15 protein-coding genes and 3 pseudogenes are annotated in these 13861 nt (G+C 68.3%); 12 read left to right on the forward strand and 6 right to left on the reverse strand.

Annotation, left to right across the window (positions count from 1 at the left end):
* Window positions 1–210 precede the first annotated feature (210 nt).
* Window positions 211–1041: an IS5 family transposase gene (locus tag ACNPQM_RS41335; protein ID WP_418088019.1), complete on the forward strand. Its 831-nt coding sequence runs from the start codon at window positions 211–213 to the stop codon at window positions 1039–1041.
* Between the two features lie 4 nt (window positions 1042–1045).
* Window positions 1046–1462, forward strand: coding sequence for a hypothetical protein (locus tag ACNPQM_RS41340; RefSeq protein WP_418088020.1), 417 nt, complete (start codon window positions 1046–1048; stop codon window positions 1460–1462).
* A 69-nt stretch (window positions 1463–1531) separates the two neighbouring features.
* Here ACNPQM_RS41340 and ACNPQM_RS41345 read toward each other — a convergent pair whose 3' ends face one another.
* A complete protein-coding gene (locus ACNPQM_RS41345; protein WP_418088021.1) occupies window positions 1532–2182 on the reverse strand; it encodes a hypothetical protein in 651 nt (216 codons plus the stop codon).
* Window positions 2183–2468: 286 nt separating this feature from the next.
* On the opposite strand from ACNPQM_RS41345, the gene ACNPQM_RS41350 reads away from it, so the two are divergent.
* The 5 genes from ACNPQM_RS41350 (at window position 2469) to ACNPQM_RS41370 (ending at window position 5101) form a co-directional block, all read left to right on the forward strand.
* Entirely contained in the window at window positions 2469–2828 is a 360-nt protein-coding gene (locus ACNPQM_RS41350; protein ID WP_418088022.1) for a hypothetical protein, read from the forward strand.
* Window positions 2829–3190: 362 nt separating this feature from the next.
* Window positions 3191–3574 carry a hypothetical protein gene (locus ACNPQM_RS41355; RefSeq protein WP_418088023.1) on the forward strand — a complete coding sequence of 128 codons (384 nt, stop codon included), beginning with the start codon at window positions 3191–3193 and terminating at the stop codon, window positions 3572–3574.
* A gap of 108 nt (window positions 3575–3682) precedes the next feature.
* Window positions 3683–3892 carry a hypothetical protein gene (locus ACNPQM_RS41360; protein ID WP_418088024.1) on the forward strand — a complete coding sequence of 70 codons (210 nt, stop codon included), beginning with the start codon at window positions 3683–3685 and terminating at the stop codon, window positions 3890–3892.
* Between the two features lie 369 nt (window positions 3893–4261).
* Entirely contained in the window at window positions 4262–4795 is a 534-nt protein-coding gene (locus tag ACNPQM_RS41365; RefSeq protein ID WP_418088025.1) for an SMI1/KNR4 family protein, read from the forward strand.
* A 156-nt stretch (window positions 4796–4951) separates the two neighbouring features.
* Window positions 4952–5101 carry a hypothetical protein gene (locus ACNPQM_RS41370; protein WP_418088026.1) on the forward strand — a complete coding sequence of 50 codons (150 nt, stop codon included), beginning with the start codon at window positions 4952–4954 and terminating at the stop codon, window positions 5099–5101.
* A gap of 72 nt (window positions 5102–5173) precedes the next feature.
* Here the strand turns inward: ACNPQM_RS41370 and ACNPQM_RS41375 are convergent, their stop codons facing one another.
* Complete coding sequence (locus ACNPQM_RS41375; protein WP_418088027.1) at window positions 5174–5356, reverse strand: hypothetical protein; 183 nt, start codon at window positions 5354–5356, stop codon at window positions 5174–5176.
* On the reverse strand, window positions 5353–6201 hold the full coding sequence (locus tag ACNPQM_RS41380; protein WP_418088028.1) for a hypothetical protein: 849 nt from the start codon (window positions 6199–6201) through the stop codon (window positions 5353–5355). The genes ACNPQM_RS41375 and ACNPQM_RS41380 overlap by 4 nt, the downstream gene beginning before the upstream one ends.
* Window positions 6202–7120: 919 nt before the next feature.
* Here ACNPQM_RS41380 and ACNPQM_RS41385 point away from each other — a divergent pair.
* Entirely contained in the window at window positions 7121–7660 is a 540-nt protein-coding gene (locus tag ACNPQM_RS41385; RefSeq protein WP_418088029.1) for a hypothetical protein, read from the forward strand.
* A 39-nt stretch (window positions 7661–7699) separates the two neighbouring features.
* Window positions 7700–8545, forward strand: a pseudogene (locus ACNPQM_RS41390) (Mu transposase domain-containing protein); the annotation flags it as partial.
* Here the strand turns inward: ACNPQM_RS41390 and ACNPQM_RS41395 are convergent.
* Entirely contained in the window at window positions 8525–9007 is a 483-nt protein-coding gene (locus ACNPQM_RS41395) for a hypothetical protein (protein WP_418088030.1), read from the reverse strand. The pseudogene ACNPQM_RS41390 and the gene ACNPQM_RS41395 sit on opposite strands and share 21 nt — an antisense overlap.
* Window positions 9008–9099: 92 nt before the next feature.
* On the opposite strand from ACNPQM_RS41395, the pseudogene ACNPQM_RS41400 reads away from it, so the two are divergent.
* The 3 genes and pseudogenes from ACNPQM_RS41400 to ACNPQM_RS41410 all read left to right on the forward strand — a co-directional run.
* A pseudogene (locus ACNPQM_RS41400) lies at window positions 9100–9459 on the forward strand (ATP-binding protein); the annotation flags it as partial.
* A gap of 119 nt (window positions 9460–9578) precedes the next feature.
* Window positions 9579–10091: an NUDIX domain-containing protein gene (locus ACNPQM_RS41405; protein ID WP_418088031.1), complete on the forward strand. Its 513-nt coding sequence runs from the start codon at window positions 9579–9581 to the stop codon at window positions 10089–10091.
* A gap of 784 nt (window positions 10092–10875) precedes the next feature.
* Window positions 10876–11811 (forward strand): hypothetical protein, encoded by a 936-nt coding sequence (locus ACNPQM_RS41410; protein WP_418088032.1) that lies wholly within the window; start codon window positions 10876–10878, stop codon window positions 11809–11811.
* 220 nt (window positions 11812–12031) lie between these two features.
* Here ACNPQM_RS41410 and ACNPQM_RS41415 read toward each other — a convergent pair whose 3' ends face one another.
* Complete coding sequence (locus tag ACNPQM_RS41415; protein ID WP_418088033.1) at window positions 12032–13183, reverse strand: hypothetical protein; 1152 nt, start codon at window positions 13181–13183, stop codon at window positions 12032–12034.
* A 468-nt stretch (window positions 13184–13651) separates the two neighbouring features.
* Window positions 13652–13861 (reverse strand): annotated as a pseudogene (locus ACNPQM_RS41420) (hypothetical protein); the annotation flags it as partial.

A 13861-nucleotide genomic window follows, 5' to 3' on the forward strand; every position in this document is an offset into this window, starting at 1 on the left:
CAAGAGGCCCTGCTGCTATGCACGGCCGAGCCTTGATCGCCCGAACGAGTCCCGCTTGGACGACAGTTCGAGCAAGCCCCCTGCCTTCCGGTTTGAGAATCGCTTCTCAGAGGGCATTTTGAGCCGCTATGACCGCCTTGCGGTCGCCTGATCGTGTGGGTTTGGGCGGTTCGGGCTGGTCTCGCGGCTTGGTCCTGCTGGGCTGTTCGGGTGAGTGACCGCAAGCCCTACAAGAGCGACCTGTCCGATGAGCGGTGGGCGCTGATCGAGCCGGTGATCTCGGCGTGGAAGGCCGACCACCCGTCCCCGACGGGGCATCAGGGCCGATACGAGATGCGGGAGATCGTCAACGCGATCCTGTACCAGGGCAGGACCGGCTGCCAGTGGGACTACCTCCCGCACGACCTGCCGCCGAAGTCGGCCGTCTACTACTACTTCGCGGCCTGGCGCGACGATGGCACGGACGTGAAGATCAACGATCTGCTGCGCTGGCAGGTCCGGGAGAAGGCCGGACGGTCGGAGGACCCGAGCCTGGTCGTGATCGACACGCAGAGCGTCCACGCGGCGGTGAACGTGCCCGCGACCACGACCGGGAAGGACGCGGCCAAGAAGGTTCCGGGCCGCAAGCGCGGCTTGGCGGTCGACGTCCTCGGCCTGGTCATCGCCGTCACCGTGCTGGCCGCCAGCGCCCACGACAACGCGTTCGGCATTGCCCTGCTCGGCCAGGTCGCCCCCATCGGCACCATCAAGAAGGCCCTGGTGGACCAGGGCTTCAAGAAGACCGTCGTCGAGCACGGCACCACGGTCGGCATCGACGTCGAGATCGTCGAACGCAACCCCACGGACAAGGGCACCGGCTTCGTCCCGCAGGCCAAGCGGTGGATCGTGGAGCAGACGCTCGGCATCCTCATGCTGTTCCGGCGGCTCGTGCGGGACTACGAGAGCAGGTCGGCATCCTCCGAGTCCCGGGTGCGCTGGGCCATGATCGACGTAATAGCGCGCCGGCTCACCGGCCAGACGACGCCCACCTGGCGCGGGTGACCCCGTGGACGCTCAGGTCACGCCACTCTTGGAGCGGATTGACGCACGCGAACGCGAACTCGTCGGCGATGCGGAGCAGATCCGCGCGCAGATGGACGAGCTCACCGCGCGTCTGCGTGAACTCGACGAGGAAATCGGGAACCTGCCGGTGACCCGTAAGACCCTCCTCGCCCTCCCGCCGGCGGCCCCGGAGCCGACCGAGGAGCCGCCCGTCCTGCCAAACCACCCGGCCTACCAGCAGATCCTCAACGCCTTCGCCGAGACTCCTGGGCCGAAGCGCGCCCGCGACCTGTGCCAGGTCCTGGACGTCCCGCTCACGCCGAAGACCATCGAGAGCACCCGGCACAAGCTCAAGCGTCTGGTCAGCGTGGGCGTCCTTACCGAGACCGAACCGGGCCTGTTCGCCCAGCGCCGCCCGTAGCTGCCCTCCGCTCCGAACCACCCGTCCATCACGGCCGCCGCATTCGTCATCCGGCTCACGACGCGATCGCTAGTGACCCGTCGTGCGGAGCCACCGCATCGTTGTGACGAGCTCTTCGCTGAAGTCCTCGCAAAGCGCGAGCAACTCGCGACCGGTGGACGAGTCCAGCAGCCCTGCGGAATCGGGGAGAGCCCGGAGAACACCGTGGCAGGCGGACTCGACAGCGAAATTTCGTGACCCGAAATAGCCCTCGCTCGCCCGGTCGGCCAGGTCGGCGAGGTACTGGCGGTGGGCTTCCTCCGAGGGGTGGGAGTGGAACGAGCCCTCGACGAGGTCGTCGAGGTAGTTCGCCAGGCCGGCCGAGGATTCGACCACTCGCTCTGCTTCGTCCACGCCAGGCTTGTCCAGCAACTCTCCGAAAGCCAGCAGGCTGCTGATGGTCTCCAGTTGGAAGAGCTGGACCGTGTCCGGGTCCACTTCAGACGTGAAGAGCGGGGCGGTGCACAGCGCGGCGATTGCTTGCCGGTATGCGCGATCCGACTGTTCACCAGCAGGTGATGCTGCCAGTCGGAACAGCGACTCCAGCGCAGCCTGGTCGACGCCCCACTCTGCATCGAGCTCGAACGCGAGTACTGGCGCACGCCACCGCCACAGGGCCAGGACGGCAGCCTGACGCTGGTAGGCGGGCTTCAGGTCCACCAACCGCTCGATCTGCACCACGTCCTTGAGTCGACCCTTCTGATCTACCGATCCTCACCCGACCCTTCACCACGGGACACTGTAGAAGCCGCTGAAGGACCAAGCGATCGCCTGGACAGCGCCTCATCTCCGAGCCAACGCCAGAATCGGGCATACCGGTTCAGAATGCCCTCTCAGAGATAGGAGCCTGGGCCTTCACCAAACGACGTCATTCGACCACGCACAGTTGTCGATCATGTGTACGATCTTGCGACGGCCCCGGGAGGCGCCTGCAGGGCCGGTGAATGGGAGGGGAACCATGTCCAGCATGTCCAGACGAACCCTGCTCGGATACTCCGGGACGACTGCCGCGGGTGCGGTCCTGGGCGGCGCGGCGGCGCAGCCAGCCCAGGCCGCCGAGCCCCAGGCGGTGCAGGCCCAGACGCAGACAGCCTCGGCCAACTTCCCTGCGGGGACCCTCTTCGAAGGCAGGGTCGGCATCGACACGGGCGCTGACACCAACCCCGAAATGCGGATCAAGTTCAGCGTGATGATCGAGGAGAGGCCCCCCGCCGACTCCGTCATCTCCCCGCAAGAGATCGCCGACGCGCTCAACGAACTCGTCGCCCGCAAGGGCTGGCCGACGATCACCTTCTACGGCACCCCGGCACCCGCCCGGCTGAACTGACGCATCCCGTCAGGGGCCCCGCACCGTTCACCGGCACCACCACGGGCCGGTCGGCGCGGGGCCGTCCCGCGTCATCGTCCTGGAGCCGGGCGAGAAGGTCTACCTGGCCGCTCTCCCCCCTCCCAGGCGCCCTTGGCGCCCCGGCCCCCTGCCGCACGTGCAGCCGGTGCCACGACCGGCGAACGGGGAGATCGTCTGCGAAGTCTGCAATCGACCGCTCTCCGAGTCCCTTGCCCCCTACGGGCGGCACGTCCTCTGCTGACCCGACCACTGGGCCACATCCTGCGCTGAGGACCGTTTCCGCCCCCTGGGGTTCAATGGACGCCCTCTCCCGATGGGCAGTCAACTGCGATGCTCAGCAGATGAACCCCCTCCCCTTGGAGAGCAGCATGGACCTGAGCGCCACCGGCGAACCCGTCATCACGCAGGAGGACACCCAGGCCCACATCGGCATCGACCTTCGGCCGGGCACTCTCACCCTCACCCGAAACGGCAAAGACTTCGAGGCGTACCACGCCCTGGTGCAGTTCGCCTCAGTCCGCGCGAACCCCTGGGTAGCGCAGGAGGTCAAGTTCTCGGCCAAGGGGCCGGACGGCAAGTCCGTGGGATTGACCGTGGATCTTCTCAACGAAGCCTGCGACGGCCCCCGGGCTGGCGTTCCCGTCGCGATCTGGAAGGTCGTGGCCCTCGCCGCCACGTCCGCCGGAGATGTCGGCATCACCTACGCGCCCCCTGGCCGCGTCTGATGTAGGGATGTCCGAGACCGACCGATTAAGCCCCCTCAGCGCTATGGAACTGGGGTCACCCAAGCGGAGGGGAGGACGACCGTCGCAGGAGCAGGAGTCCCGACGGCGGTGAGAAGCCCAGTAGGAGCCGGACCCGTCGCATACTCGAAGAGGACCTCGCTGCCGAAGTACACCTCGCCGCTGGAGAACAGCGCGCCGACGAAGAGCACCGTGCCGCCGGAGAACACCGCGCGGAGGAAGAACACCGTGCCGCCGGAGAACGCTGCGCTGCCAGCTGCTGCCGCGATGTGGCGCGGGTCCGTGGGGGCGCTCCGCTAAGCGCGGCTCTGCCCCTTGAATGCGGTGAACTTTCGGACTGGCGAGGCAAGTTCGAAGGGCTCGCCCCAGTAGCGGGCCAGAGGACCGAACCGGACGGCGCCGCCGACCGTCGACGAATCTCACCTCGACATCCGATGCGTACTCCGAGGTGCGTACCACCTCCGCAGGCTCGCTCACGACTACCTCCCCGCCGCTCTCGTCCCTGCCCTGCGAGGGTGGAACACCCAGCAGGGCCCCATGACCTGGACGAGGAAGTCGTCACCCCATCGAGCGACACGTCATTGCAAACAAGTCAAAGGACCCAACTTGTCCGGTGACAACACCTTCGAGCCGTGCCACCCGAACCTGACAGGTCGCTAATCTGTTCGCGTGACGCCGAACGAGGGCCGCCAGTTCCCTGCCCCGCTTGCCGCTGCCTTGGCGGTCCGGCTTGACTACATCGGCGAGGACGGTGTCGACTTCGAGCCCTTCGAGGCCTTCCTGACCGCCGATGAGACAACCGACTGGTTGCGATCGTGGACCGGCAACCGCGAGCTGATTGGCGACGACTTCCGCGTGTTCGGTCAGGATGGCACCGGCGGCTCCGTCGCCTTCTGGATGATCCGTCCAGGCCAGGCATTGGTCGAGCAGCCTGTCATCTTCCTCGGCTCCGAAGGAGAGACCGGCGTCGTCGCCCGCAACCTCGGCGCCTTCCTCTGGCTGCTGGCCGACGGCTTTGGTCCATGGGAAGCAGCCACGTCGTACGACCCCGAGCCCGACTGGGTCGCACACCCCAATCGTGAGCTGACGGCCATCGCCGAACGATTCGCACCAGATCACCGTGCGCCGGCAGCCGCCGTGATCGAGCAGGCCACACGGGAGTTCCCCGACTTCGACGATTCGATGATGGCGCTCTGTCGCTGAACCCGATCGACTGAGTATGCGAGACGCGGCGTCATCAGGATTTGGCGGGTTCCGCTAACTGCCTCGTCGTAGAATTTCCGGCACGCGCTTCGGGAGTACTGGGCCCGGTACGCCGGCAGCCGCGCGAACCTGGCCTGGAGCAGGCGCCTTGTCCCGATGACGCCGCTGGAGGCGTTCGCGGCCGTGCAAGCGGATGAGAAGGCACCGGCTGAGCACATCAGCGCGGCTTTGACCCTTCTCCCAGAGCTGCACGCCGCGCTCGACACTGCGGCTGCGTCGCTTCAGGCCCGGCTCGATTCGGCGTAACCGCTCCTCGCTGTAGGGTTTGGTCAGGCCCGGATGCCGTCCCCCCGTCGGCATCCGGGTCTTCTCATGCCGTCACAGTTCGGCGGCTGTGCGGGTGGCGACGGTGAAGTGTGCCCCGGCGAGCGCGTCTTCGAGTTCTTCGGCGTCCAGCCGTTCGCGCACGATGCGCTTCAGCCACTCCACGGGTTCCTGTCCGTCGCGCTCGGCGGCCGCGGCGATGCGCTGCAGGTCGGTGTAGGTGAACAGCTCCGTCATGGCCGGGACAGTAGGAGCGCGCCGGGGCGCAGCGGGGCGCCGAAGACCTGCGTGACGAGGGTGCGGTGTGCGGCGTGCAGGGTGCGTACGGCGGCCCGGGTCAGTCCGGGTTTGGGGGGTTCTTCGCCGTGGCGGGGGCGGCCGGGTTTGGTGGGGATCCACAGGTAGCCGGGGTCGGTGCCTTCGAGTTGCTTGGTGATGCCGGCGCGGATGTCGAGCCAGCGGCGCAGGATGTCGGCGGTTTCCTTGTCGAGCGGGTGGGGTCCGTTGTTCAGCTTGATCTGGGGGAAGGGGCGGTGCTCGAGGTCGACGTCGGTGACGTTCAGGCCGTGGAGTTCGGGTACGGAGCGGCCGGTGGCGGCGACGAGTGCGGCCACTGCGGCGGTGCGCAGGGAGGTGGCGGCGTTGGCGCCGGCGGGGCGCTTGACCGCGAGGGTGCGCAGGAGTTTGTGGGCTTCTTCGGGTTCGAGCCAGTCGCCGTGTCCGGCTGGGGGCAGTTCCAGGCGCAGGGGGAGGCCGAGGTGTTCGGCGAAGGCGTTCCAGGTCTGTATGCGGGCGCGCTGGGAGTTGTTGGCGGCGGCGGCGTCGGGGCCGAGGAGGGTGTTGCGGCGGCGGGTTTCGCCGGCGGCCGCGGCCGCGAGCCATGCATCGGCGTGGACGAGGTCCATGAGCTCGTCGGTGGTCAGGGCGGCCGTCTTCGCCTCGCCCAGCGCGTGCTCCAGGTACTCGCCCAGGAGGTGGCCGCGCAGGCGCCGGGTCTCGTACCCGTACCCGCGCTCTTCGAGCTCGCCGAGGAAGCCGTTGATGGCGGTGAAGGCGTCGGCAGGGCGCGCGTGGGTCGGCATGCGCAACAGCGTACGGACCCAGTACCCCGCATTCTGGATAACAGCAAGAAGCTACAGAGGGTCCCTCCCCCGTTCGGCTGCTGCTTCCGTCTCGGTCCGTGTCGAACCGAATCGCAACGTCCCGGTCCGGTACGGTCATCGCGCCCCTCCGGCCTCCCGGCACGGGGCCCCACGGCCCCGGTGGGGAAGCCTGGTGCTTCTTGCTGTTATCCCGACCCCGAACTTGGTCGGCGCCCGCGGGGAGGTCCGTCAAACCAGGCTGTTCGCCTATCCCCAGGGGCCCGCTGGAGATCCAAAACGCGATCCGGTCCCGGTTCGACGGCAGCGCTGCGAACAGCGTGTTGAACCACTCGTCCGGGATCGAGCGCGGAATCCGGCGCGGAACCGTGGGCCGGTAGCGGCCTGTCCGCTCCAGTGCCCAGCCATCCATCGGGTCCGCCGCCTTCCCGGCCGCGAGCAGTTCCTGGAAGAACACCGCGACCGGCGCCACGGTCGCACCGCCGGCGTCGACGAGCCGGTAGGGCTCGTACCGGTCGCCGGTCTCCACCAGCCGACCCCACCGAGGAACCACCAAGGCGGCCAGATCCCGCTCGGGCACATCGTTCGTCACGACCGGTGACCGTAGCGACCGTGGACACCACTTTCCCTCTGAACTGCAGGATTTCCAGGGTTCGTTCAGTCAGCGGGGCGTCCGCTGCCCGATGCTCTGGCCCGACCCCGCCCAACGCGACCGTCTGGTGGAGATCCGCGACAACCTGCACGCCCGCATCGCGGAGACCGAGCGCGAGGGCTGGCTCGGCGAGGTCGAGGGACTCCGGGTCAGCCTCGCTGGCGCTGACGACAAACTCGCACAAATGACTCGGCGATCGCAGTCCGGCGGGACGACCGATCTTGGAATCCCAACGCTACGCTCGCAGCCATGAGCGACAGTGCGATCATCATCGCGGAGCTGACCGCCTCGGTCGGGGAAGCTCCCGCGCGGGCGGCGGCCGCCACCAACTGGCTTCTCGACCAGCGGATCATTCAACCCAATGACCGACCTGATCCGCTCTGGCGGCCAAGTCGGTACATCCCCGGTCCCGCCGCCACAGCAGCTGTCCGCGACACCCACGACAGCAACGGCCCCGTCGGCGACGGCATCGACATCCTCGACCAACGCCAAGTCCACGACCCTGGCGGCAACTACACCCCGCCGACTTGCCCGAACTGCACCACGCAGCTCGACGAAGACGCACACATCACGCTCGTCCAGCACTGGCTTGCCCAGACGGAACCGTTTGTGACCTGCGAAAACTGCGCTACTTCCGCCCTACTGGGCGACTGGACCGGCCAGTGGGCCATCCACGTCGCCAGCGTCGCGGTGCACTTCAACAACTGGCCGCCGCTCGGCGACGCCTTCCTCCTCGGGCTCTCCGATCACCTGGGCCCGCGATGCCGTCTGATCCAAAAGCGAATCTGAGGCGTCTGAAGCCTGGGACACCCCGACAAGAGAAGGTTCAGAGAATACGGCACGGTGGTGCGCGCATGCCTGCCTGCTGACCCCGAGTCCAAGGGCGGCTCGGAGGCGACGGTCCGGATCGCGAAGCGGGACCTGGTGCCCACGGCGGTGAACCTGCGCGAGGAATACCGCGACTTCCAGGCGTTGCTGGTGGCCTGCGATGCCTTCATGGCCGAGGCCAACGGGCGGGTCCACCGGGAAACCCGGCGAGTCCCCGCCGAGATGCTCGCCGAGGAACGCCAGCGTCTGCATCCAGTGCCCGAGCACGCATTCACCGCGGCCTTCGGACAGAGTCGGCTGGTCGGCAAGGACGCGACGATCCAGGTCGACGCGGTCCGCTACTCGGTGCCCCACACCCTGATCGAGCAGAGTGTCTGGGTTCGCTTCCACGGCGATGACCTGATCGTCACCGCGATGATCGAAGGCCTGCCGGTCGAGGCCGCCCGACACACCCGCTCCACCGCGGGCAACCCGCGGATCGACGACGCCCACTACCCCAAGGCTGCCCGCGGCGAGCGGGTCCCCACACCGACGACCCCGGCTGAGGCGGAGTTCCTGGCGCTTGGGCCCGGCGCGGCACTTTGGCTGCAGGAAGCAGGCGAGACAGGAGCGCGTCGGGTCTCGGCGAAGATGACTGACGCGGTCGCGCTGGCGAAACTGCACGGCATCGACGCGGTCGACCGGGCGTTGGGCACCGCGGCGACCGTCGAGCGGTTCGCCGACGGCGACCTGATGGCGATTCTGGCCCACCAGGTCGAGCACGACGACGCCGAGCCGACCCGGCCCGGCGAACAGCACAGCCTGCAACCAGGCACTTCTGCCTGGTCAAGATTCGGATCCCCGTGACGGGCGGGCCTCAGCGGGAGCAGTTCCGTCGAACTCGTCGTCGCGAAGCCACCACACTGGCGGGACCCCGGCCTCCGGAGCTGACAGCAAGTCGACAGAACGCCCCGTGTGGTCGCTCTTCCCGTCGAAGACCTCGAACCCCGCCGAGACCAGGATCATCCTGATCGCCGGCGTCATCGCCTCGACCACCGTCCGATGGTGCTGAACCAGGGGCATGTCGGGCCGCTCGAAATTGACGGCCTGCTTGGCGCTCAACCACAGCCTCGGGCTGCACCACCAGGTCACCTTCACGCCAGAGCAGTCGTCGAACGCGCAGACGCTCACCTCCACCCCCGAGGAGACGATCTGGTCCAGTCCAGGAACTACGACCGGCAGCCCCGCAGCGGCCAGCTCGCTCCTGGCCCTGGTCGCAATCCGTTCCCGCTCGGCCAGCGCCGCGGCATCCACCTTCTCCAACACCATCCCGGCACCCTAGCCGGATCTTCCCACCCACACAGAAAGTGCCGCCTGTCATGACTGAAGCACCCAGCAGCCTGACCACGCCCAGACCGCGGATGCAGGCTCCCGCTGCAGCCGTCGCAGCGACTTCCGGCGCCGCGTTCGACGAGGCGATCACGCTGACCCGCAAGCTGAAACTCCCGCATATCCGCCGGGCCCTGGCTGAGATCATCCCAGTCGCCAAAGCCCAGCGATGGGACCCCGCCGAAGTCGTCCGGGCCCTGCTCGCGGAGGAAGCCGCCGGGCGCGATGCCTCCAACCTGCGCACCCGCCGCCAACGCGCGGCGTTCCCCACCGGCAAGACGTTCCGCATCTGGAACAAGGACGCCTCCTCCATCCCAGTCCCCACCCAGTCGGCGCTACGGACCCTGGAGTGGGTCGGCCGCCGGGAGAACCTCTGTGTCGTCGGCCCGTCCGTTATCAACGGTTCGCTTTGAGATTCGGCTTGTTGCTGCTGGTAGAGACGTTCATGAGATCGGTGTGACGTGGCGTCGATGTAGGTGGGTCACCGTATGTTGGCCCGATGGTTCGGAATGTGGTTGACGAGCGGGCCGTTGAGGCGGCGGTCATCGATGCCCGGCAGGCAGTGGTCGAGTTTGGCGGGGCCCGCCAGTGGCTGGCCGATGCCCGGCAGGGGCCGATGGAGCCTCTTGGAGCCGAGGTCTGGGTGTTCGATGAGGATCTCGCCCGGGTGGTGTTGGTGAAGCACCGTTGGCGGGGGTGGGTTCCGCCCGGCGGGAAGGTCGAGGCCGGAGAGACGCCGCGCGAGGGCGCGATCCGGGAGCTCTTCGAAGAGACGGGCCTTCGGGCGGAACTCCTGCCTGAGCCGGCAGCCGTTGCGGTTCGCTCCTATCACCCGGACCTTCCGATCACTCTCGGGTTGTCGTATGCCGCGATCCTTGATGCAGCAACCTCGTTGGTCGCGGAGGCCGGACAGCCGGTGGCATGGATGCGCCTGGACGAGGGCTGGGAGAGCTGCTTTCCCGACGATCTCTCCCGCATCCGTCAGCACGCGGCATGGATGGCTGATCGGGTCGGCCGTCACTGAGGCGTCGCTGTGGCTCCGCCGCGGCGGGCGAGTTCGCGGCGGAGGTCGAGGTTCTCGCCATGGGCCTGCTCCAGCGCGTCCCGCAGGGCCTGTACTTCTTTTCGGTGCTGCTAGCCCGGTGATCTGGGTGGTCAGTGCGAGGACGAGGGTGCTCTCCGTGTCCGCGGGGGCGGTCGGCGCGGGGATTGGCCGGGTCTGGGCCCGCAGGCGTTCGACGCGTTCGCGCAGGTCGGGGTGGTTGTAGAGGAAGGCGTGGGAGACGCCGGCCTCGCAGGTGCTGCAGGCCGTCGGGGATTGCATGGCCTGCCTGCTCGGCCAGTTGCCAACTGTTCTTCCGGGCCACCGGGGCGAGCAGGCCGCGCACGTAGTCGTGCATGCGACGGCGTAGCTCCACCCGGCTGAACCGATGGCCGATGGTCACGAAGAGGTCGTCCAGGTCCAGGTTCCACTGCTCGACAACACGCGCGCTGGTCACCTGAGGAAGCTGCCCCGCCGCTGCCACTACTTGCGGCGCTGTCGCACGATCGAGGGGCGGCCCGCCCAAGACCGCCCCTGACTCCTCCGCAGCCCACTACACTCCAGCCGCCCAGCGAAACCCGCAGGTCAGACGTCAAAATCCTGCTCCTGCTGGAGTACTAGGCGACCCCAGTGGTGCGGCTCCGCCCCGCATGGAGGACGATGCGCGGCGGAGGGGATTCGAATGCGTTCAGAAATGCGGGATCAGGTGCAGGCAGGGGCCCCGTGGCAGGCACAGGTTCCGGCCCGGGCGCAGACGCGGGTGCGGATGAGAGACCGGTTCGGCTCGGCGTTCACGGCGTCGGTCTCGGTGCTGTTCTTCGAGGCCGTGATCGGGTCGATCGTGTTCTACGTGTGGATGGAGACCCAGGAGGTCCCGGCCCTCGGCTACAACCTGTTCAACATCTTCTTCCTGTTCGTCATGGGATTGATCGGAGTGGCGGCCGGGGCGGTCGGCGCCGTCCTGCTGTCGGTCGCCGTGGTGATGCCGCTCGTGGCCGTCGCCGGATGGCTCGGCCGCACGGTCTCGGGGCGTGACGTCTGGTGGTGGATCCCGCTCCTGGCGGCCGCCGGCGGCACCCTGCCGGGGCTCGTCTCGGCGTCGATGGTGCCCGCCGGGTTCCCGGGGAACGTCTCGTCGGGCCTCATTGGGTGGTTCATGGGCGCTGCGGCGCTCGGCGTCCCGGCGCTGGTCGTCCGCAGGCTGGTGCTGCCGGACCGCCCGCGGGTGTCCGGCATCGCGATGTTCGGCTGGGTGGCGCTGTACGGGACGCTCGGCGTCGTCGTCACCGGCGTGCTCGCCGGTGTCGCCCTGTACGCCGGGATCGGGTACGAGCCTCCGCGGCTGACCGCGGAACGGCTCGCCGGGACGTGGTCCGACGGCAACGGCGGCAGGATCACCTTCACGGCGGACGGCGAGGTCACGGCCGACGGGGTCGAGACCTTCAGCTTCGACGACGACCGTCACGACGCGGGGCAGCCCTGCACCGGTGCCGGCACCTGGGTTTACCACCCGGGCGACGGGTCGTGGTCTCAGAATGTGGGGGTCTCCGTCGACGCCTGCGATGGGAGCCTGGGCCCCTGGGAGGTGTTCGGGACCCCCGAGCACCCGAAGCTGTACGTGCTCGTCGGCGACCCCGACGCCTGGGACCTGTACATTCTGGAGCCCGACGACCAGCCCCGCGAGGAGCCCGTCAGGGACTGAGGCGGCCGAAGCGTCCGCGGTGGAACAGGAGCGGCGCGGCGTCGCCCTCCGCGCCCAGGGCCACGACCGTGCCGACGACGGGCGGCCCGCCCAAGACCGCCCCTGACTCCTCCGCAGCCCGCTACACTCCAGCCGACCCAGCGAAACCCGCAGGTCAGACATCAAAATCCTGCTGGAGTACTAGTCAAGGCGAGCCGATCTGAACGGCATCGGGCGGCGGTCACCAGTCTCGGGTGGAGTTCACGCCTTCGATCAGCGTCGCGCGAGCAGCGGACAGGTCGCGCCCGGCAGCTGTCTGCGCTTCGTCCACCAGGAAGTCCAGAGCGTCGAACAGCTCCTCGCGTTCCACGGTCTCGATAAAGACCGAGCGGCTGTCCAGTGCGTTGAGGGCAGCTGCGAAGGCGCGCCCGATCTCCGTGATGTTGCCATGCTGCTGACCGCTGGTGATTTCGGCGAGGAAGGCGTCCCGGGTGGCCTTGTACTGGGCAATGGTCTTGCCATACGCAGTGCGGGGTATGTGCTCGCGGCCGTCCCAGTCGCGGAGCGGGTTGGCAGTGTTGGCCGCGACCCATTCCGGCTTGCGGGCTCCGCGGACGTCGAGCTGCACTCCGTGTCGCACGTGGGGACGCCAGGTCTTGCGCATCGCGGCCGCGTAGTCCGCCGGAATGCCGTACAGCGACACCTCCTCCAGCTCCGGGACATGGGGCGGCAGCAAACAGTCTGATGGTTCCATCCCGAAGAGTTCTGTGATCGTGAGCCCCTGCAGCCGCGGCAGCTGGTTCAGGGCTGCTGCCGACGTGAGGGTGCCCAGGTTCCCCGACAGTGACAAGCGGGTCAGGTTCGGGAAGTCGGCGACGAGGAGGGCGCAGTCGAGCCGGGTGATCCCGCGGACTGTGAGGTGTTTGACGCTTGCCCGTACGACGCCACCGGGGTGTTCGGCGGCCAGCTCGTTGGCTGTGCACGTCAGCGCGTACGGGGCAGTCCAGTCCTTGCGGTCGCCGCTGTCCCAGTGTCGCTGCCGGGCGAGCTGCTCGCCCCGCCCCCATACCGGGCCATAGGCGTACGAGGGTCTGGTCACCAGTGGAGGCAGGGAGCCGATCACAGTGAAGCTCTTCGGAAGGAGCCACCCGTGGTTGCAGTGGGAGAGTTTGCCGCCCCAGCTGTGGTGCGTGAGCCGGAGCGGCTGCACGTCGCCCAGGTCGGCCGTGGTCGCAGGCTCGGGCCCGGACCAGTCCAGCTCGAGGACCGCGGCGGACTTTGCCGCGGCGTCGATGCCAGTGACCTGCGAGGCGGTCCAGGCACCGAGCGCTTCGGCGTACACGGCGACGACGTCGCCGACGGCGACCGGTCTCGGTGGTTGGTCTCGGCTCATGCCCGGATGCTAGCTGGCTGCATCCGAGATCCTGCGTCCGAGGGACGGTCGCGGTCGCCGGACGGTTGCCGTCCAGAATCAGGCCTCGAAGGTACGGAACAGCGTGCGCAACGACGGCGCCGTCAGCGTCCACGACGGCGTACCAGGGGATGGTGTCCAGCGCGATGACCGAACCGACACGGGGCACATCAGCCCGGCCTTCGATCAGCTGGTGGCGCAGGTCTAACAACAGGAGCTTCCTTCAGGTCATCGATCAGCCCGCTCCGGGATCGGAGTCAGTGGTGCAGTTAACAGGCCAGCGCGCGCACCGGCCGACGTGCGCGGGCGGGCAGTCCAGGAAAGCCGAGGCCTTGCGCTGGGCTGGTGCAGGTGTGGTCATGGCGCTTCCTTTCGAACCTCCGTTCCATCAGAGCTCCGAAGGTTCGCCGGGCTGCGACACCGGTCCGTCGGCCGCGCTGCAGGTGCGGCTCAGCCCTGCAGCTCTGCGCGCGCTTTCTCTAGTTGGGCCACCGTCACCGTGCCTGCGCCCGGGAGGCCTGCGCTCTCCCAGGCTCCCTGAGCGCGGGCCACGACACCGCCGGCGTCGTCGAGGAGGACCTTCTTCGCCACGTTCACGGAGATCGCGCCGTCGCCCAGGTCGACGAGGTGCGCGAGCATGCGCACGTTGTGCTGGCGGTT

The organism is Streptomyces sp. NPDC056231, from assembly GCF_048270745.1.
Classification (GTDB): Bacteria; Actinomycetota; Actinomycetes; order Streptomycetales; family Streptomycetaceae; genus Streptomyces.

Excerpts from the sequence above, each read along its gene's own strand:
- ACNPQM_RS41350 (WP_418088022.1), top strand. The coding sequence starts at position 2,469 with ATGTCCAGACGAACCCTGCTCGGATACTCCGGGACGACTGCCGCGGGT.
- ACNPQM_RS41355 (WP_418088023.1), top strand. The coding sequence starts at position 3,191 with ATGAACCCCCTCCCCTTGGAGAGCAGCATGGACCTGAGCGCCACCGGC.
- ACNPQM_RS41370 (WP_418088026.1), top strand. The coding sequence starts at position 4,952 with ATGACGCCGCTGGAGGCGTTCGCGGCCGTGCAAGCGGATGAGAAGGCA.
- ACNPQM_RS41375 (WP_418088027.1), bottom strand. The coding sequence starts at position 5,356 with ATGACGGAGCTGTTCACCTACACCGACCTGCAGCGCATCGCCGCGGCC.
- ACNPQM_RS41380 (WP_418088028.1), bottom strand. The coding sequence starts at position 6,201 with ATGCCGACCCACGCGCGCCCTGCCGACGCCTTCACCGCCATCAACGGC.
- ACNPQM_RS41385 (WP_418088029.1), top strand. The coding sequence starts at position 7,121 with ATGAGCGACAGTGCGATCATCATCGCGGAGCTGACCGCCTCGGTCGGG.
- ACNPQM_RS41395 (WP_418088030.1), bottom strand. The coding sequence starts at position 9,007 with ATGGTGTTGGAGAAGGTGGATGCCGCGGCGCTGGCCGAGCGGGAACGG.
- ACNPQM_RS41410 (WP_418088032.1), top strand. The coding sequence starts at position 10,876 with ATGAGAGACCGGTTCGGCTCGGCGTTCACGGCGTCGGTCTCGGTGCTG.
- ACNPQM_RS41415 (WP_418088033.1), bottom strand. The coding sequence starts at position 13,183 with ATGAGCCGAGACCAACCACCGAGACCGGTCGCCGTCGGCGACGTCGTC.